13 protein-coding genes and 2 tRNA genes are annotated in these 21,011 nt (G+C 44.3%); 6 read left to right on the top strand and 9 right to left on the bottom strand.

Going from position 1 to position 21,011, the window contains the following annotated elements; genetic code table 11:
• Positions 1-39 precede the first annotated feature (39 nt).
• A tRNA-Pro gene (locus tag RHO15_00980) sits at positions 40-116 on the bottom strand.
• Between the two features lie 4 nt (positions 117-120).
• A tRNA-His gene (locus RHO15_00975) sits at positions 121-196 on the bottom strand.
• Positions 197-737: 541 nt separating this feature from the next.
• On the opposite strand from RHO15_00975, the gene ptsH reads away from it, so the two are divergent.
• From ptsH to crr, 3 genes are read left to right on the top strand one after another with little or no spacing between them, the layout of a single operon-like run.
• A complete protein-coding gene (gene ptsH / locus RHO15_00970; GenBank protein WVD64117.1) occupies positions 738-995 on the top strand; it encodes a phosphocarrier protein Hpr in 258 nt (85 codons plus the stop codon).
• 51 nt (positions 996-1,046) lie between these two features.
• Entirely contained in the window at positions 1,047-2,774 is a 1,728-nt protein-coding gene (gene ptsI / locus RHO15_00965) for a phosphoenolpyruvate-protein phosphotransferase PtsI (protein WVD64116.1), read from the top strand.
• Positions 2,775-2,805: 31 nt separating this feature from the next.
• A complete protein-coding gene (gene crr, locus RHO15_00960; protein ID WVD64115.1) occupies positions 2,806-3,306 on the top strand; it encodes a PTS glucose transporter subunit IIA in 501 nt (166 codons plus the stop codon).
• Between the two features lie 164 nt (positions 3,307-3,470).
• On the opposite strand, the gene pgi is transcribed toward crr, so the two are convergent.
• Positions 3,471-5,120 carry a glucose-6-phosphate isomerase gene (gene pgi, locus RHO15_00955; GenBank protein WVD64114.1) on the bottom strand — a complete coding sequence of 550 codons (1,650 nt, stop codon included), beginning with the start codon at positions 5,118-5,120 and terminating at the stop codon, positions 3,471-3,473.
• A gap of 451 nt (positions 5,121-5,571) precedes the next feature.
• On the opposite strand from pgi, the gene metH reads away from it, so the two are divergent.
• On the top strand, positions 5,572-9,267 hold the full coding sequence (gene metH, locus RHO15_00950; GenBank protein ID WVD64113.1) for a methionine synthase: 3,696 nt from the start codon (positions 5,572-5,574) through the stop codon (positions 9,265-9,267).
• Positions 9,268-9,316: 49 nt separating this feature from the next.
• Here metH and RHO15_00945 read toward each other — a convergent pair whose 3' ends face one another.
• Positions 9,317-10,783 (bottom strand): inverse autotransporter beta domain-containing protein, encoded by a 1,467-nt coding sequence (locus tag RHO15_00945; GenBank protein ID WVD64112.1) that lies wholly within the window; start codon positions 10,781-10,783, stop codon positions 9,317-9,319.
• Between the two features lie 370 nt (positions 10,784-11,153).
• Positions 11,154-12,134, bottom strand: a complete 981-nt coding sequence (locus tag RHO15_00940) for a D-glycerate dehydrogenase (GenBank protein WVD64111.1) — start codon at positions 12,132-12,134, stop codon at positions 11,154-11,156.
• Positions 12,135-12,474: 340 nt separating this feature from the next.
• On the opposite strand from RHO15_00940, the gene RHO15_00935 reads away from it, so the two are divergent.
• Entirely contained in the window at positions 12,475-13,038 is a 564-nt protein-coding gene (locus RHO15_00935; protein WVD64110.1) for a DUF1439 domain-containing protein, read from the top strand.
• A gap of 130 nt (positions 13,039-13,168) precedes the next feature.
• Here the strand turns inward: RHO15_00935 and purD are convergent, their stop codons facing one another.
• Both purD and purH read right to left on the bottom strand, forming a co-directional pair.
• Positions 13,169-14,452, bottom strand: a complete 1,284-nt coding sequence (gene purD, locus RHO15_00930; protein WVD64109.1) for a phosphoribosylamine--glycine ligase — start codon at positions 14,450-14,452, stop codon at positions 13,169-13,171.
• Between the two features lie 48 nt (positions 14,453-14,500).
• Positions 14,501-16,090 carry a bifunctional phosphoribosylaminoimidazolecarboxamide formyltransferase/IMP cyclohydrolase gene (purH, locus tag RHO15_00925; protein WVD64108.1) on the bottom strand — a complete coding sequence of 530 codons (1,590 nt, stop codon included), beginning with the start codon at positions 16,088-16,090 and terminating at the stop codon, positions 14,501-14,503.
• 359 nt (positions 16,091-16,449) lie between these two features.
• Here purH and RHO15_00920 point away from each other — a divergent pair, with 359 nt between their 5' ends.
• Entirely contained in the window at positions 16,450-18,378 is a 1,929-nt protein-coding gene (locus tag RHO15_00920) for an ABC transporter ATP-binding protein (GenBank protein WVD64107.1), read from the top strand.
• Positions 18,379-18,535: 157 nt separating this feature from the next.
• Here RHO15_00920 and trkA read toward each other — a convergent pair whose 3' ends face one another.
• Both trkA and trpS read right to left on the bottom strand, forming a co-directional pair.
• Positions 18,536-19,903 (bottom strand): Trk system potassium transporter TrkA, encoded by a 1,368-nt coding sequence (gene trkA, locus RHO15_00915; GenBank protein ID WVD64106.1) that lies wholly within the window; start codon positions 19,901-19,903, stop codon positions 18,536-18,538.
• Positions 19,904-19,987: 84 nt separating this feature from the next.
• Complete coding sequence (gene trpS, locus RHO15_00910; protein WVD64105.1) at positions 19,988-20,989, bottom strand: tryptophan--tRNA ligase; 1,002 nt, start codon at positions 20,987-20,989, stop codon at positions 19,988-19,990.
• Positions 20,990-21,011: the final 22 nt, after the last annotated feature.

Genomic DNA, 21,011 nt, shown 5'->3' with positions numbered 1-21,011 from the left:
AAGAATTGAAAAACAGATTAAAGTACTAAAAAAGAGAAGTGGTCGGCGAGAGAGGATTCGAACCTCCGACCCACTGGTCCCAAACCAGTTGCGCTACCAAGCTGCGCTACTCGCCGAAAATGGGGTGACTAATGGGGTTCGAACCCACGACAACTGGAATCACAATCCAGGGCTCTACCAACTGAGCTATAGCCACCATCGATAAAAATCTTTTATCAAAGTGGGCAGAATAGTACGCATTAATTGCCTTTTTGTCCAGTATATTTTATGTAAAAATGATTTTTTGCTTATATTCTCAGCAACTTATTAGTTTTTTGCTTAAAAATTAACGGCTGACGAGATTTTGGGCTCACTTTTCATTCATCAATCAGTGTGATGAATGGGATTTTAATCCTGAGATGATCGCAATGAGCGCTAAAAATTATCGCTTGACATATTTAGCTATTGCTGATTAATTTTTAATGGTGTACTGTTTGTTTTTACGGCGACAAGATTTTATGCGTATAAAAAATAGTCATTCACACTAGTCAAATTTTTGATAATTAAGCAATTTAAGCTTTACCAGTGTAACAAAAACTTGTATCCGAGCACATTCGCAGCGATAATATGCCACAACCATTGTTCGATAATGATGAAATATTGATCATCGTGCTGATATGATAAAAACAGTTTTAATAAGTCGGTTAGATTGTTTGAGTGATATGAACGGCACTGATAATAAACTTTAGGAGTTGCCCATGTTTAAACAAGACGTCACGATAACAGCACCTCATGGATTACATACGCGTCCGGCTGCTCAGTTTGTCAAAGACGCGAAAGCTTTTAATGCCGAAATCACCGTCACTTCAGGTGATAAGAGCGCAAGTGCGAAAAGCTTATTTAAACTGCAAACGTTAGGATTAGCACAGGGCACTGTGATTACGATCTCCGCAGAGGGAGACGATGAACAACAAGCTGTTGAGCATTTAGTCAAATTGATTCCAGAATTGGAATAATACGCCTTGCGCGACTATTTTTAACTTACTGATTATATAAGGAACGATTGTATGGTTTCAGGTATTCTCGTCTCACCTGGTATTGCTTTTGCTAAAGCACTATTATTAAAAGAAGATCCGATTGTTATCAATACACGTGCTATCTCTGATAGTAAAGTGAATGCAGAGATTGACCGATTTAAGACTGCCCGTAGTAAAGCGGGTGAACAGCTGCAAGCGATTATGGCGCGTGCACAAGAGACTCTCGGTGAAGAGAAAGCGGCCATTTTTGAAGGTCATATCATGCTGCTTGAAGATGAGGATCTTGAGTCTGAAATCATCAATCGCATCAAAACCAAACATGAATCTGCCGATGCAGCTTGTCATAATGTGTTTGAAGCACAAGCCAAAGAGTTAGAAAACTTGGATGATGAGTACCTCAAAGAGCGTGCGGCGGATATCCGTGATATTGGTAAGCGTCTGCTTAAAAATATTTTAGGTCTGGAAATTGTCGATCTGAGCGCAATTACTGAAGCCTGCATCTTAGTCGCTGTTGATTTAACCCCTTCTGAAACCGCGCAGTTAAACTTAGATAAAGTGAAAGGCTTTATTACCGATATCGGCGGCAGAACATCTCATACCTCAATTATGGCGCGCTCTTTAGAGCTACCAGCGATTGTTGGAACAGGTAAAGCGACCACCAAAATTCATCAAGGTGACTTCGTTATTTTAGATGGTGTGAATAATAAAATTTACATCAATCCTAATGAAGCGACTATCGATAAATTGAAAAAAGTACAGCAGCAGTATTTAGACGATAAAGATGAGTTGGGTAAATTGAAAGATCTACCGGCAACGACGCTTGATGGCCGTCAGGTTGAAGTGTGTGCCAATATCGGTACCGTGCGCGATATCAGTGGCGCAGACCGCAATGGTTATGAAGGTGTGGGTCTATACCGCACTGAATTCCTGTTTATGGATCGTGATGCTTATCCAAATGAAGAAGAACAGTTTAAAGCCTATAAAGAAGTGGCGGAAACGGTCGGTTCACGTGGCGTGATTGTCCGTACCATGGATATTGGCGGCGATAAAAGTGTACCGTATATGAATCTGCCTAAAGAAGAGAATCCATTCTTAGGCTGGCGCGCTATTCGTATTAGTATGGATCGCAAAGAGATTTTACATGCGCAATTGCGAGCAATTTTACGTGCTTCTGCTTTTGGTAAATTACGAATCATGTTCCCAATGATTATCTCTGTCGAAGAGATCCGTAGCTTAAGACATGAACTCAATACGCTAAAAACGCAGTTAAAAGCGGAAGGTAAAGCCTTTGATGATAAGATTGAAGTCGGCGTAATGATTGAAACACCAGCCGCCGCGGTGATTGCGCATCATTTAGCCAAAGAAGTCGATTTCTTTAGTATCGGTACCAATGACTTAACCCAGTATACGCTAGCTGTTGACCGTGGTAATGAGCTTATTTCTCATTTATACAATCCAATGACACCAGCGGTGTTAGGGTTGATTAAAAATGTAATTGATGCCTCTCATAAAGAGGGTAAATGGACGGGGATGTGTGGTGAGCTGGCCGGTGATGAACGGGCAACAGTACTGCTACTGGGTATGGGACTGGATGAGTTTAGTATGAGTGCTATCTCTATTCCTAAGATCAAGAAAATCGTACGTAATACAAACTTTAGTGATGCAAAACAACTAGCAGAGCAAGCCTTACAAAAAGCAACCGCAAAAGAGATTGCTGATTTAGTTGACAAATATATTGCTGAAAAGCAAATTTGTTAATTGTGTAAGATTCGAAAGGAGAGCAACAATTATGGGTTTATTCGATAAGATAAAGCAGTTTGTTTCTGATGATTCAGATGGTATTGAAATTTTTGCCCCTTTAAGTGGTGAAATTGTCAAAATTGAAGATGTGCCAGATGTCGTTTTTGCTGAAAAAATTGTCGGTGATGGCGTCGCCATTAAGCCTACCGGCGATAAGATTGTCGCACCGTTAAGTGGTAAAATTGGTAAGATTTTCGAAACAAATCACGCTTTTGCAATTGAATCAGATGAAGGTATTGAGCTGTTCGTTCATTTCGGTATTGATACCGTTGAATTGAAAGGTGAAGGTTTCAAGCGTGTAGTTGAAGAGGGCCAGCAGGTCAAAGCGGGTGATACCATCATTGAGATCGATTTACCCTTCCTTGAAGCACGTGCTAAATCAGTATTAACACCGGTTGTTATCTCTAATATGGATGCCATTACGAGCTTAAATAAGATGTCAGGGACTTGTGAAGCTGGCAAAACAGTTATTATGCGCGTAAAGAAATAGTTCATACGATTGGTCATACAATAAGTCACATAAAAAGACGGTTTTTGCCGTCTTTTTTATTAACCAGCTATCCGGTTGTTGCCAAGGTCACCTTTATATTCAGCCAGATTAAGCAATAAAAAAGCGGCCCTATCGAGCCGCTTTTTTGATGCAAGGTTGGCTGATTAACGCCAATTTTTATAACGGTTAATTAAGCCATTGGTTGAGCTGTCATGGCTCTGCACTGGCTGATTATCACTCAGCTCGGGTAAAATACGTCCCGCTAACTGTTTACCTAACTCAACGCCCCACTGATCAAAACTGAAGATATTGAGGATAACGCCTTGGGTAAAGATCTTGTGCTCATAAATAGCAATCAAGGCACCTAAGCTATAAGGCGTGATCTCACGCAGTAAGATGGAGTTAGTTGGTCGGTTGCCTTCAAATACCTTGAATGGCACAATTGACTCAACGTCTTTCAGTGATTTACCCGCTTGAATAAACTCCTGTTCAACGGCTGCTTTACTTTTACCAAAAGCGAGGGCTTCAGTTTGCGCAAAAAAGTTCGACAGCAGTTTAGGGTGGTGATCACCTAATGGATTATGGCTGACTGCCGGCGCAATAAAGTCACAAGGAATCAGTTTGGTCCCTTGATGAATCAGTTGATAGAACGCATGTTGTCCATTGGTGCCTGGTTCACCCCAAATAATCGGACCGGTTTGATAGTCCACCGCATGGCCATTTCTATCCACATATTTACCGTTTGATTCCATATTACCCTGTTGGAAATAGGCGGCAAAACGGTGCATATATTGATCATAAGGCAGAATGGCTTCGGTTTCGGCGCCAAAGAAATTGTTATACCATAGGCCAATCAAGGCTAAAATCACTGGAATATTTTGCTCTGGTGACGTCTGACTAAAATGTTTATCCACCGCATGGGCACCGGCTAATAGCTGCTCAAAATTCTGATATCCGACCGATAACACAATTGATAAACCGATAGCTGACCACGAAGAGTAACGTCCGCCAACCCAGTCCCAAAACTCAAACATATTGGCGGTATCGATACCAAATTTTTCAACCGCCGGACCATTGGTTGACAATGCAACAAAGTGTTTAGCCGTGGCTTTTGGATCGTTGGCTGATTTGAGTAACCAATCACGGGCACTTTCGGCATTGGTCATGGTCTCTTGAGTGGTAAAGGTTTTTGAGGCGACTAAAAACAGCGTGGTTTCTGGATTGAGTGGTTTTAAGGTTTCGACGATCTGGGTACCATCAACATTCGAGACAAAATGCATATTCAGATGGTTTTTATACGGTTTTAGTGCTTCGGTGATCATATAAGGGCCAAGATCTGAACCACCAATACCGATATTCACGACATCGGTAATCGATTTACCAGTATACCCCTTCCACTCGCCGCTGATCACGCGTTCACTGAATGCTTTCATCTGGGCTAATACCGCATTGACATCCTCCATCACATTTTTGCCATCGACATAGATAGGCGTATTAGACAGATTACGTAGTGCGATATGCAGCACGGCACGATCTTCAGTACGATTGATTTTTTCACCACTGAACATCGCTTTAATTGCGTCACTTAAATGACTCTCCTTGGCTAATGCTTGTAGTTTTTCCAGCGTTTCTGCGGTGATGCGATTTTTTGAGTAATCGACAAAAATCTGATCTTCAAAGGTTAATGAAAATGCTTCTGCTCGGTTAGGTTCTTGGGCAAATAGGGACTCAATAGTTTTATCTTTAATCTGTTCGAAATGAGATTCTAACGCTTTCCATGCATGGGTTTGGACCGGATTAACATTCTTTAGCATTTTCACATACTCCTAATTGATAAGTAGCCTTAATGATATAACGATTGATAACAGAAGTAAGCAGAAAAATTAAAATATTAGCGATTGCTAAAACCTGTTGCACAGGCTGAATCGATATTATCGTCGCAAATAGCGCGATAAGGTTGCTGATGCATCATGAGGATTTCGCTTACACTGTCTATCACATACTGATAGTGTGACTTTAACGTGATTTATAATGATTGTCCAATGTCATAAAATTGTATATGCTCTAAAAATAGTGTCATTGATTACGCTTTAATCAATCGTCAGCACATGCTTAGCGATTTTCTCTCTGACAGCGGCTAGTCGGCAGAGCAATAGCATGGTAGCATGGATGATCACCGTGTAAAAAACCATCAATCTGATTTGTCAACCGATTGCCAGCTATACGTCTGTCGCGATTAAGTCAGGACTAACAAAGGAAATCATTGTGTCTAAATATCAATCTCAACTTGAACGAGCCATACAGTTAAAGCAACAATTAACGCAGCGTATCCTTATTCTTGATGGTGGTATGGGCACGATGATTCAGCGTTATCAACTACAAGAACACGATTATCGTGGCGAGCGTTTTGCCGATTGGCCGTGTGATGTCAAAGGTAACAATGATCTGTTAGTACTCACTCAGCCATTATTGATTAAAGAGGTGCATCACGCTTATTTGGCGGCCGGTGCCGATATTATAGAAACCAACACCTTTAATGCAACCGGTATCGCGATGGCCGATTATCAGATGGAATCTCTGGTTTATGACATCAACTATGCCGGCGCTAAAATTGCCCGTCATTGCGCCGATGAGTGGACCCAAAAGGAGCCGCATAAGCCCCGTTATGTAGCGGGCATTTTAGGGCCGACTAACCGCACTGCCTCTATCTCTCCGGATGTGAATGATCCGGCTAAACGAAATGTTAATTTTGAGCAATTAGTTACCGCTTATAAAGAAGCAACCTATGCCTTAATTGACGGTGGCGTTGATATCATTATGGTTGAAACGATCTTTGATACCCTCAATGCCAAAGCGGCGCTGTTTGCGGTAGAAACGGTATTTGATGAGCTGGCCATCCGCATACCGATCATGATTTCCGGCACCATTACTGATGCCTCTGGCCGGACCTTGTCAGGTCAAACCACAGAAGCGTTTTATAATTCCCTGCGTCACGTTTTTCCACTCTCATTTGGATTAAATTGTGCGTTAGGACCGAAAGAGCTGCGTCAGTACGTGGCTGAACTCTCGCGTATTTGTGAATTTGCCGTTTCCGTGCATCCGAACGCCGGTTTGCCCAATGCCTTTGGCGGTTATGATCTTGAGCCCGATGAGATGGCTTTGCAGATTCAAGAGTGGGCCAGCGCCGGTTTGCTCAATATTGTCGGCGGCTGCTGCGGCACGACACCGGATCATATTGCCGCTATCGCCAAGGCGGTTGCGAATATTAAACCGCGTATTGCCCCCACGATTGAAAAAGCGTGTCGCTTGTCGGGCCTTGAACCGTTTAATATTGAAAAACAGCATCTGTTTGTCAACGTCGGCGAGCGCGCCAATGTCACCGGTTCGGCCCGTTTTAAGCGCTTAATCAAAGAAGAGAAGTACGATGAAGCACTGAATATCGCCCGAGAGCAGGTTGAAAATGGTGCGCAGATTATCGATATCAATATGGATGAAGGGATGCTCGATGCGCTGGTGGCGATGGAGCGTTACCTCAATTTAATCGCCGGCGAGCCAGATATTGCCAAAGTGCCGATCATGATCGACTCCTCAAAGTGGGTGGTAATTGAAAAAGGACTTCAGTGTATCCAGGGCAAAGGGATTGTAAACTCTATCTCGATGAAAGAGGGCGTTGAGCAGTTTATTCAGCAGGCCAAGCTGGTTCGACGTTATGGCGCCGCAGTCGTGGTGATGGCATTTGATGAGGTGGGTCAGGCGGATACCCGTGAGCGTAAAATTGAGATCTGCCGCCGTGCGTATCATATCTTAACTGAGCAGGTCGGTTTTCCGCCGGAAGATATTATTTTTGATCCCAATATCTTTGCTGTGGCAACCGGTATTGAAGCACATAATAACTATGCGGTTGATTTTATTCAGGCTTGTGCCGATATTAAGCAGCAGCTCCCCTATGCGCTGATTTCAGGTGGTGTCTCGAATGTCTCCTTCTCCTTTCGGGGTAACGAACCGGTTCGCGAAGCAATCCATGCCGTTTTTCTTTATTATGCGATAAAAAGTGGTCTGGATATGGGGATTGTGAATGCCGGCCAATTAGCCATTTATGATGATTTACCTACTGAGCTGCGTGTTGCGGTCGAGGATGTGGTACTGAATCGACGGCCCGAGGCAACCGATAATTTATTAGCGATAGCTGAAAAATATCGCTCGAATCAATCTGACAGTGAGGCTGATAAGCAGCAAGCCGAGTGGCGTCAATATCCCGTCGAAAAACGTCTGGAGTATGCACTGGTCAAAGGTATTGCCGAATTTATTGAACAAGATACCGAAGCAGCCCGCCTGCAAGCGGATAAGCCACTCGAGGTGATTGAGGGACCGTTAATGGCGGGGATGAATACCGTCGGTGATCTCTTCTCGGCAGGCAAAATGTTCTTACCACAAGTGGTTAAATCTGCACGGGTGATGAAAAGAGCGGTCGCTTATTTAGAGCCTTATATTCAAAGTAGTCATTCACAAGCTAAATCGGCGGGTAAAGTGCTGATTGCGACCGTGAAAGGTGATGTGCATGATATTGGTAAAAATATTGTCACGGTGGTGATGCAGTGTAATAACTATGAGGTGATTGATTTAGGTGTGATGGTGCCTTGTGAAACCATTTTAGCGACTGCTCGTAAAGAACAGGTCGATATTATCGGTCTTTCCGGATTAATTACCCCTTCACTCGATGAGATGGTGCATGTTGCCAAAGAGATGGAGAGACAAGGATTTACCCTACCACTGTTAATTGGTGGTGCCACCACCTCAAAGGCGCATACGGCGGTAAAAATTGAACCCAATTATAGTGGCCCAGTCGTTTATGTGCAAAATGCTTCGCGGAATGTTGCGGTCTGTTCGGCGCTATTATCAGCAAACCAAAAAGCACCGTTTGTGGCTAAATTGCGCCATGAATATCAAGTGGTTCGTGAGCAGCATGGCAACAAACGACAATTAACGCCGCCAGTGACGTTAGCACAAGCACGCGCTAATGGCTTTGCAACCGACTGGCAGCACTATCAGCCGCCCAAACCAAACCAGCTGGGTGTATCGGAAATCAAGGCGGATATTCAGACCTTACGTGAGTATATCGATTGGACACCTTTTTTTATGACCTGGGGATTACACGGTAAATATCCGCAAATTCTAAGTCATGCTGAAGTGGGTGAAGAGGCGCAAAAACTGTTTGCCGATGCCAATCAGATGTTAGATGAACTGGTGAGTAATAAGCGGTTAGAGCCGAAAGGCATCATGGGCATTTTTCCGGCGCAAAGACAGGCGGATGATATTCTGATTTATCAAGATGAGACGCGATCACAGATCCTGCAGCGGAGTTATCATTTACGCCAACAGACTGAGAAAAGCGCCTTTCATAACTACTGTTTAGCCGATTTTATCTCACCGCAGAACAATGATTATATTGGGGCTTTTGCAGTCACCGGTGGTTTGGCTGAACATGATTTAGCGGCTGAGTATGATAAGCAGCATGATGATTATAATAAAATTATGCTGACGGCGATTGCCGACAGACTGGCTGAGGCATTTGCTGAATATCTGCATGAACAGGTACGTAAAACGCTTTGGGGTTATGCCGAGCACGAGAATTTATCCAATGCAGAACGTATTCGCGAAAATTATCAGGGTATTCGACCTGCTCCGGGTTATGCTGCCTGTCCTGAGCATACGGAAAAACAAGTTATCTGGGATCTGCTCGATGTGGAAGCGCAGATTGGTATCAAATTAACCAGTTCGTTTGCGATGTGGCCAGGGGCGTCGGTATCTGGCTGGTATTTTAGCCATCCAGAGAGTAAATATTTTGCCATCGGTAAAATACAAAAAGATCAGGTGGTTGATTATGCGCAGCGTAAAGGCATGACGCTGAGTGAGGCGGAACGCTGGTTAGCGCCTAATCTCGGTTATGATCCTGATAACTGAGGCTATTTTATCCTCAGCCTATGAGCTATGAATAGGCTGAGGATGACAGTTAGCTATTCGCGCTTTTATCGGATGGATTGACAATAACCATCGTCATGGCTTGATTGGACACATTACCTTGTTTATCGTAAGCAGTTGCCGTAATCGAATAGGTATTTTGCCTTGCACTGTTGGGATCAAAATCAGGCATGACGATACTATATTGATGACCCGATTTTTGAATTATCTGACCGCCATATTGAGCCATATCCTGCAGATCCCAGTCAATTCGCGCCAGTCCATGCTGACTATTGACTTGTACATGCAAAGCGTAGTGCTGACCTGGGTAACCGTGAATGGTTTCACGAGTGCTTAAATTGAATGGTGATTGATGTTGGTATTGCTGCACAATATGGTGATTACGTGCCACAAAATCATAACGGCTGCCCATGACTGACCGGCGTAATCCCACCAAATTGGCATCGATTTGATGTTTAAAGGGCACGTCGAAGGCATAATTAAATACCATATTGAGCCGCGAGTCCTTGGCTTTGCTGCGACCAACCCGATGCTCAGCATCAAAGGTTACTAACGTGACTGGCGTATAATTAATCCCGGTGGTGACGGCATACGGATTCTTTTGCCGATAATTTTTACCAAACAGTCCGACTTGATCACCATAATAGTGCTCATATTGTAGTTTGCCGCCTAAGTGGGGATAGACTGGCAGATAGCCCTGTGCCCGCATATCCCAGCCATAGGCTGGTTTTTCCTGATATTGAGTTAGTGCGACCGAATCTTGCCAGTCTGCAATCGGCAGATACGTATTCATATCTAACTTAAGATAGTCCTGCCAATATTCAAGGCCAAAACTGGCACGATAATAGTAGTTTGACAGGTCATAATCAAAAAACGTATTTACGCCCAGCATATACGCTTTTTCAAAATAGCGGATCCCCATACCTAAATTGAGTACCGAGTGATTATGGGTATGATGAAAACCGGTTTGGGTGAACCAGAGTAGCTGTTTTTGTTTCACCAGCGGCAGTAACAGATCGATTTGCGAGGTTTTCAGCGAAAATTGACTATCTAATGCGAGTTTTACCCGACTGTTGCCATATTGGGATAACCACTGCTGAATGCTAAAGCTGGCGCGATTAGCCAGATAATTTCGGCCGACTTGTTCCAGCTTCTCTTTATTCGGATTGTCGGCTAAAAAATAGCCGGTTTGTGAGGCGATTTTGGCTAATTTCAAGATATTCGTATTATCGATGATCTGTTCAAACAGTTTCAGTGGTTTGATGGGCACGATAATTTCGTCACCATCGTTAATTTGATCAAACTGCTCAAACAGGGCATTAGATTGATTGAGATATCTGAGTGCTTCGACACTGATATGGTATTTTTGCGCAATGGATTTAGCGGTTTCGCCCGGTTTTAACTGATAAGTGGTGGTTTCGAGTGTACTGAGCTGCGTGGCGGAAATCGCTGACCAGATAGGTAGAATCAGATAAGGACTCTCGGCGGCGTCAGCCATCGGTATAACGCTCAATACGGATAACAGTATTAACCTTGGGTGATGGGATAGGTTGAACAACAGGTTTTTGATTTGCTTAAACACGTTTTTGTTCTCTGACGTCATTCGGTATGCGCCTTTGTTGCTTTTGGTTCATTGAAGCTAAATAAACTGTTTTCCGGCGACAGTCGCTATTTTTATTTTAATCAAAAGGTAAAAAAAAGAAATATTCAATGTTAAAAAAGCGAATAAAATCATCAATTATTGTTAGTTTTGCGCGATTATTAGTCGATATGGCGGATTTCAAGCGGTGGGATGTCTGGTTTCAGATCAGTGATGCCCGCTATCGTAGGATGCAAAATCGGCGATAGCGGGTGATATTAAGCCATGTTTAGCCAACATCCGGGTTAACCCAGTTTTCAGTGGGAGGCACATTGTTGAGGGCGGCAATCAGATTATCGACGGCACATTTTGCCATCGCATAACGCGTTTCGATGGTGGCTGAACCAACATGTGGAGAGAGCACGGCGTTATCCAGTTTCAGCAAACCAGAGTGGAGTGGTAACGGCTCCGTTTCATAGACATCTAAGGCAGCGGCTTTAATCGCTTTGTTTTGTAAGGCATGAATTAAAGCCGGCTCATCGATCAGTTTACCGCGTCCACCATTGACTAAAATGGCCGACGGTTTCATTAATGCCAGTTTTTCTTGGGTAATGATATGATAAGTCTGTTCGGTAAGTGGTAGAACCAGGACGATAAAATCGGCTTGTGAGAGTAACTCATCGAGTTCACATCTTTTCGCTTGATAGGCTTGTTCGACATCGGCATGAGCGGAGCGATTATAATAAAGTACATTCATATCAAAGCCGGCATGGGCTCTTTTGGCTATCGCTTGGGCAATGCGTCCCATGCCTAAAATACCGATGGTTTTACCGGTGATATCCGTACCATAATAGTCAGATGAGAGTCCTTTTAACCATTTTCCTTGATGAATATAGTCGGATAACTCAACCATGCGTCTGGCCGCCGTCATGAGCAAGGTGAAAATTAAGTCGGCGGTGGCATTGGTCAGTACCTTCGGCGTGTTCATTAAACGAATCTGTCTCTCTGCTAATGCTGTTAGATCGTAATTATCATAGCCGACCGAAATGGTTGAGGCCGCTTTCAGTTTAGGGGCTTGTTTGAGAAACTCGGCATCGATTTTTGTGCCCATATTTGAGCCAATCATCCCATCGGCATCTGCCAGTGCAGTAATAAAAGCCTGCTTATCGGCATCGGGGCTACCGTTAAAGACGGTTAAATTAAAGGCCTGCGCTAATCTTTCTTGCTGATCATGAGGAATCGGGCTGAATAAAACAACATTTTTTTTCATTTGATGCTCCACAAGTAATAACATGAATTAAGCTAAGAATATTGAACCAAAGTCGTGATTGTATTGTCTATATCATCATAGCGACATTTTAGTTTACTGCAAATAAAGTCAACGAAGAATGAAGCGCTCAATCGGAATGAGGATCGATTTTAGTGCATATCATCAGAGAAAAAACCGCAAAAACTGAATATCTTGCGGAATATAGGATCTATTTTATGAGAACTTGTCGCTAAAATGTGTTCAAACTGAATGATGGTTGATAGCTATCGTATTACACGATTTGGGGTTAGTAGTCTGAACTACTGGCATCGCTGTTTTTATTCAATAATAGATCAATGATATGTTCAATAAAATGTTAGTCGGTGGTACGTTATTGGCCGTGAGTTTATTGATGGCCGGGTGTCAAAAAGTGACACATTACTCATTATCTGAGCAGCTGGTGAATCACTATTTACAGTCAGAAATCGATCCGCATATTGCGAATTTGACCGATCCCCAGAATATCGATGTGGTGTTAAGCTTTGATAAACTCTCCGTTGATGTTGGCCGTGATCCAGCCAAAATAGTCAGCGCGGATGGCGTTGTGAAAGCGATGCTCTCTCTGCCTGAAGGAAAAAAATCAGTCGATATTGATATTCAGTTTGCTGGTAAGCCCGAATTTATGCCGGTGAAAGGCGCTATTTATTTAGATGATGTGGATATTAAGCATTATCAGGTGGTGGCTGGCGAAGATCAGTCTTATATTAAATATATATCACCCGATTTAGATTACGCTATAACACAATATTTTAAGCAAAATCCCATCTATATTCTCGATAAAAGTAGTCCAATTGAAGATTTAGCGTTAAATACCCCGAATAAGTTTTCCGTTGAAAAAGGTCAGTTACTGTTCTCGTGGCTATAAGTGTATCCACTCATTGTCATATGAGCGGTTAAGGTTTGATGGACTGAGATACATGATTTTGCAGGAGAGAGCGTGAGAACGCGATACAGATAATCATCCCCGTATCGCTGCTGAGCTTTACTGAGCCTCGTTATGGTTTTCTGGCAATCGCTCGATAACCAATATCATGACGATAAAAACTGCCTCGCCAATGAATAGTTTTGGCTATCTGATAAGCGCGCTGCTGAGCCGATAAAATATCGTCGCCTAGGGCGGTAACACACAGTACTCGTCCGCCTTCGGTGACCACTTTGCCTGCTTGTAAGCGGGCGCCGGCTAAGAAAACTTTACTATCCGATGAAGCGATTGTCGGTAAGCCCTCAATGTCATCGCCGATCTCATACTGACCGGGATAACCGCCGGCTGCCATGACGACGCCTAAAGCTGGGCGCGGATCCCATTGTGAATCGACGCTATCGAGCTGGCCTTCGACACCGGCTAAGCAGAGTGCGACTAAATCGGATTGCATCCTCATCATAATCGGCTGTGTTTCCGGATCGCCAAATCGGCAATTAAACTCGATCACTTTTGGATTACCCGCTTCATCAATCATCAATCCGGCATAAAGAAAGCCGGTATAGATATTCCCCTCTTGTGCCATGCCTTGAATGGTGGGATAAATAATCTGCTGCATCACTTTATCAAACACCGCTGATGTCACAACCGGCGCCGGTGAATAGGCGCCCATACCGCCGGTATTGGGACCGCTATCACCATCACCGACCCGTTTATGGTCCTGACTGGTTGCCATTGGCAGGGCATGCTTGCCATCGACCATCACAATAAAACTGGCCTCTTCACCGGTCAAAAACTCCTCTATCACCACGCGATATCCTGCTTCGCCAAAGGCGTTGCCAGAGAGCATACTTTTGATGGCCGCTTCCGCTTCAGGTAGCGTCATTGCCACCACCACACCCTTACCCGCAGCCAGACCATCGGCCTTCACCACAATCGGGGCGCCCACTTGATGTAAATAAGCCAGTGCCGGTTCGACTTCAGTAAAATTCTGATATTGTGCGGTTGGAATCTGATGACGGGCAAGAAAGTCTTTGCTAAACGCTTTTGAGCCCTCTAGTTGTGCCGCCGCTTGCGTGGGGCCGAATATGTTTAGATTGGCGGCACGAAATTTATCGACGATACCGAGAACCAGTGGCGCCTCAGGCCCAACAATCGTTAAATCAATCTGCGTCTGCTTGGCAAATTGCACTAATTGATCTAAGTCGGTGGCCGCAATATTGATATTTTCTACGCGTGGTTCTTGTGCCGTGCCGGCATTACCCGGTGCGACATAGACTTGAGTGACTAACGGGGAACTTGCTGCTTTCCAGGCCAACGCGTGTTCGCGTCCGCCATTACCAATAATTAAAACCTTCATTGATGATGCTCCGGTTAGGGTTAACACAGGGGTTCGTCAGCGAAATCATTAATGTCGAAAATGTCGCATATGGGTAAATATCATGGCTATATTGTGCTCATTGGCGGCCTGAATCACCTCTTCATCGCGAATTGATCCGCCTGGTTGAATCACACAGGTTACGCCGACCTGTGCGGCCGCATCGATACCATCTCTAAATGGGAAGAAGGCATCTGAGGCCATTACGCTACCACTCACATCAAGATGTTCATCTTGAGCTTTAATCCCGGCAATTTTAGCGGAATAAACCCGGCTCATTTGCCCTGCGCCAATCCCGATGGTCATACTATTTTTGGCATACACAATCGCATTCGATTTAACAAATTTCGCCACCTTCCAACAGAATAGTGCATCGACTAACTCTTGCTGTGTTGGCTGACGTTGGCTGACGATTTGAAAATCATCGGCAGTGACCATGCCCAAATCGCGATCTTGAACTAATAGTCCACCATTGACACGCTTAAAATCTAAACCAGGTTGCCTTGCTTGCCACTGGCCACAAGCCAGCACGCGAATATTCTGCTTGGCCGCCAGCGCGGTTAAGGCCTCTGGATGAATACTCGGGGCAATAATAACTTCAACAAACTGTCGGGTTAAGATGGCTTTTGCCGTCTCCACATCCAGTTCACGGTTGCAAGCGATAATGCCACCAAAAGCGGAGGTTGGATCGGTTTGATAAGCGCTTAGATACGCATTTAACAGCGAGTCACGCACGGCAACGCCGCACGGATTAGCATGCTTCACAATCACGCAAGCTGGCTCACTAAACGATTTCACGCACTCTAGTGCGGCATCAGTATCAGCAATATTATTATAAGAGAGCGCCTTACCTTGCAGCTGCGCTGCCGTTGCCACGCTCGCTTCGGTCAATTGCGATTCGACATAAAAGGCCGCTTGTTGATGGCTATTCTCGCCGTAGCGCATATCCTGTTTTTTGATCAATTGCAGATTGAGCGTACGGGGAAATTCACCGGCTGGTTTATCGGTCTGACCGTAGTAAGGGGGGACCAATTTGCCAAAATAGTTTGCGATCATGCCATCATATTGAGCAGTGTGTTCAAAGGCTTTAATGGCGAGGTTAAAACGGTAGCCAAAGCTGAGGGACAATTGCTGCTGATCCAGTTGATTGATAATATCATCATAATCCTTGGGATCGATAACAATCGCCACATCTTGATGATTTTTAGCCGCTGATCTCACCATAGTTGGGCCACCAATATCAATATTTTCAACTGCATCTTCAAATCGGCAATTGGGGTTGGCGACAGTCTGCGCAAAGGGATACAGATTCACCACCACCATATCAATGGGTTTAATGCCGTGCTGCTGCATAATGCTATCATCGGTTTCTCTGCGTCCTAAAATACCGCCATGTACTTTGGGATGAAGTGTTTTGACTCGTCCGTCCATCATTTCAGGAAAGCCGGTATAATCAGCTACTTCGGTAACGGGAATCTGTTGTGCTAAAAGGAGTTTGGCGGTGCCGCCAGTCGATAAGAGTTCGATATTTCTTTGTACTAAGGCTTGGGCAAATTCAACGATGCCAGTTTTATCTGAAACGCTAAGTAACGCGCGGCGAATAGGACGATGCTGTTGCATAAGAGAAACTCTCCGAATATGAAACTGCGAGCGATTAAGTTGGACTGGTAGTATATAAAAAAAGCCTGCCGATGTTGAGGATTTTCTTCATAATTATCATGCAGCTTTGTGGCTCATTTGGTTGTCTGCTCAGCAGCGTGCCTGTATTGGCGATGAACTGCACTGAGTGCGAGTGATATTCGAGATATTAAGCGTGATTTTTTATCCGGGCTGTGCCAATACACCTAAACTCACTTTCGGCGTGAATCATTGATAACCGGGTCAATTTTGACTAATTAGGCGATTGGCGGTATCTGTTCTCGTCAACGACGATAATTTCCGTTAACATAACGGCAATTTTATTCTCTAAGATTAGGCCAATGATAGTTTTTTCTGATATTGCAATTCGACGTGGGGCGAATTTACTGTTAAATCATGCCAGCGCAACGATTAATCCGGGACAAAAAGTGGGATTGGTCGGTAAAAACGGCTGTGGTAAATCGACCCTGTTTTCTTTAATTAAAGGCGAATTAAGTACTGATGCCGGTAGTTTTAGTGTGCCACCACATTGGGCATTAGCTTGGGTTAATCAGGAGACCCCGGCATTAGCGATATCCGCACTGGCCTATGTGATTGATGGAGATCGGCAATATCGTCAGCTGGAACATGAGCTGGCGCAGGCTAATCTGGATAATGATGGTCTTCGTATTGCGCATGTTCATGCTCAGCTTGATAATATCGATGCTTGGACTATCTCCTCACGCGCCGCGACCTTACTGCATGGTTTAGGCTTTTCTAATGAACAGCTGAATGCACCGGTGAGCGATTTTTCTGGTGGTTGGCGAATGCGTTTAAATCTGGCACAGGCGTTAATTTGCCGTGCTGACCTACTGTTACTCGATGAGCCGACTAACCACTTAGATTTAGACGCGGTGATTTGGCTGGAGAAATGGCTGAAAAGTTATTCTGGTACGTTATTACTGATTTCACACGATCGTGATTTTTTAGATCCTTTAGTCAATAAAATCATTCATATTGAGCAGCAAACCCTGTTTGAATATAGTGGTAACTATAGTGATTTTGAAGTTCAGCGTGTCACTAAGCTTGCCCAGCAGCAGTCGCTTTATGAACATCAGAAGCAGAAAGTCGCCCATCTACAAAGTTATATTGATCGTTTTAAAGCACAAGCGACCAAAGCCAAGCAAGCCCAGAGCCGCATAAAAATGCTTGAACGCATGGAGCTGATTGCACCTGCCCATGTCGATAATCCCTTTCACTTTACCTTTAAAATCCCGGATGATTTACCCAATCCGCTGCTTGTGATGGATAAAGTGGTGGCTGGTTATGGCGATAAGACGATTTTATCGCAGATAAAACTGAATTTAGTGCCCGGATCGCGCATTGGTTTACTCGGCCGTAATGGTGCCGGTAAATCCACACTGATTAAACTGTTAGCCGGTGAACTGGCCGCTAAAAGTGGCACTGTTCATTTAGCCAAAGGGATTAAGTTGGGCTATTTCGCTCAGCATCAACTGGAAACCCTGCGGGAAGATGAGTCGGCATTATGGCATTTGACGCAGTTAGCGACGCACAGACATACCGAGCAGATGCTACGTAACTATTTAGGCGGTTTTGATTTTGGCGGCGATAAAGTCGTCGAACCCACTAAAAACTTCTCTGGCGGTGAAAAAGCCCGTTTAGTGTTGGCCCTGATTGTCTGGCAAAAACCCAATCTATTACTGCTCGATGAACCGACGAACCATCTCGATCTCGATATGCGTCAAGCCTTAACCGAAGCCTTAATGGATTTTGAAGGCGCCTTGGTCGTGGTTTCGCATGACCGGCATCTACTCCGTTCAACCACCGATGAGTTTTATTTAGTACATGCTGGCCAAGTCTCTCCTTTTGAGGGCGATTTAGACGATTACCAAAAATGGCTGGCGGATTTACAAAAACGCAGTGAGGCTGACACGACATCAGTAGCATCATCAGAAGAGACCAAAACCGTCACCTTAGATCGTAAATCTCAAAAACGTCTGGAGGCTGAATTACGCACACAAACGCAGCCGTTACGTAAGCGTATCGCTGAGTATGAAAAACAGTTAGCCCAGTTCACCGAAAAGCTTCAGACCATTGAAACACGTTTAAGTGATAGTGCGATTTATCAACCCGATCAGAAAAGTGAGCTGACTGAGTTACTCAAACAGCAAACTGACATAAAAAATCGATCGATGGCCGTGGAGGCTGAGTGGCTTGAGGTTGAAGAGCAACTTGAAGAGATGCTGAATAGTGCGGCGATCCCCTCTTAATCCTGCTGACTAAGATATTGCAAGCGCCTGTTTAATTGGCAATATAAGGTTAAACATTTAAGCGAGTCACATCGCTTAAATGTGGCTCTGCAGTGATTTGCTCAACAACGTATTTTATCTGAAACGTTCTCCGCAGCTAAGACTATGCGATGATGTGTTAGTGTGTCCGGAAGAGTCTTTCGATATCGCTGACGAATTTACGATCCGGCAAGAATATAATTAAGTGATCGTTATCCTCAATCACCAGATCATCATGGGCAATCAGAATATCATCATCACGGATGACCGCACCGATAGTCGCACCGCCGGTCAGACGAATTTCATCAATGGGTCGACCGACCACTTTTGACGTCTGTTTATCACCATGTGCAATAATTTCGATAGCTTCGGCAATCCCCTGTCTGAGCGCAATCACACTGACAATATCGGATTGTCGAATATGGCTCAGGAGCGCGGATATGGTGGCGTGCTGCGGCGATAGGGCAATATCAATAACGCTTTCACTGATTAACTGCAGGTAGGCCTGTCTTTGAATCAGCACGATCACTTTCTTAGCGCCAAGACGCTTTGCCAGCATCGCTGACATAATATTGCTTTCATCATCGCTGGTGACAGCAATAAACAGATCACTCTCGTCGACTTGTTCTTGTGAGAGCAGCTCCTGATCGGAAGGATCACCATGTAAGACGGTGGTATTGATCAGCTGCTCGGCAATAAATTCGGCCTTTTCGGTATTTTTTTCAATCAGTTTAACCTGATAATCATTTTCTAGTTTTTTGGCTAAGGTAATCGCAATGCTACCACCGCCGCTGATCATCACGCGTTTATACGGTTTTTCCAAACGTTGCAGCTCGTTGGTGACCGCTTTGATACTTTCTGGAATGGTGATAAAATAGACCTCATCAGCCGCTTCAATAATGGTTGAGCCAATCGGTTTGATAAATTTACCCTGACGATAAATGGCGACAATGCGCACATCAATGTAGGGAAGATGCTCTTTGAGTGCCGACAGTTCGTTACCCACTAATGCACCACCATAATAGGCGGTCACCACCGCCAAAGCGACCTGATTGTCATGGAACATGGCAATTTGTAGTACACCAGGGTATTCGATCAGTTGATAGATATTATTGGTGATGAGCTTTTCGGGGGCAATAATGTGATCGATAGGGATTCTATCTGGACTAAACAGTGACAAGCTATCATCATTATATTCTGCCGCACGAATGCGAGCTACTTTTTGCGGAATACCGAACAGGGAGTAAGCGAACTGGCAAGCGATCATATTGGCTTCGTCTGAATTGGTCACGGCCACTAACATGTCGGCATTTTCAGCACCAGCACTACTTAAAATCTGCGGATAAGAGGCATGGCCATGAATCGTTTGCAAATCAAAACGTTCACGTAAAGATTGCAACTTTTGCGGATCTTCATCAATGATGGTGATGTCATTTTCACTATCTGTCACCAGATATTCGGCTAATGCGCTGCCGGTTTGACCTGCACCAAGAATAATGATCTTCATGACTGCCCCTGCTCTGTGATTAATATTGTCACTTTGATGAAATCCATCATCACATGATCATCGGATGATGGACGGCACACTAAGTTACTCTGCAACGAAGCCAATTGCTGCATAGACCTTATCTAAGGTTGCTTTGGCTTTAATCCGCGCTTTTGCTGCGCCCTGTTTCATGATTTTGTCTAAATAGGCTTCATCATCACGAAATGTTTGATAGCGAGCTTGTAGCTTGGATAACATCTCGGTAACTTGCACAGCAACTTCACCTTTTAAATGACCGTACATTTTGCCGGCAAACTCATCTTCGAGCTGCTGAATTGATTTACCGGTGACACCAGACAGGATATCGAGTAAGTTTGAGACGCCCGCTTTGTTAGCCAGATCGTAGCGAATGACCGGTGGCTCATCAGAGTCGGTGACCGCGCGTTTAATTTTCTTTTCGACGGCTTTAGTCTCTTCAAGTAAACCGATGACATTATTTCGATTGTCATCTGACTTAGACATTTTTTTCAGCGGATCTTGCAGCGACATTACGCGCGCGCCAGATTTGGGGATAAAGGGTTCTGGCACTTTGAAAATATCACCATACAGCGCATTGAAACGAGCCGCGATATCTCGCGATAATTCAAGATGCTGTTTTTGATCTTCACCGACCGGTACTTGATTGGTCTGATAAAGCAGGATATCTGCAGCCATTAATACGGGATAGTCAAATAAACCGGCATTGATATTTTCAGCATGACGCGCCGACTTATCCTTAAACTGAGTCATACGACTGAGTTCGCCAAAATAGGTATAGCAGTTAAGTACCCAAGCAAGTTGAGTGTGCTCGGGGACATGTGATTGAACAAAAATAGTACTTTTGTTTGGATCAATGCCGCAAGCGAGATAAAGCGCGAGCGTATCGAGCGTCGCTTTTCTTAATTGTTCTGGATCTTGTCTTACAGTGATGGCATGTTGATTCACAATACAATAGATGCAGTCATAGTCATCTTGTAACTGTACCCACTGGCGTAATGCACCCAGATAGTTGCCAATTGTTAACTCGCCAGATGGCTGAGCACCACTAAATACGATGGGTTTATTCATATCAGACCTTTTTATCACATTA

The sequence above is a fragment of the Orbaceae bacterium lpD01 genome (assembly GCA_036251705.1).
In the GTDB taxonomy this organism is placed as follows: domain Bacteria; phylum Pseudomonadota; class Gammaproteobacteria; order Enterobacterales; family Orbaceae; genus Utexia; species Utexia brackfieldae.
This window is presented reverse-complemented; position numbering and strand designations above follow the sequence as displayed.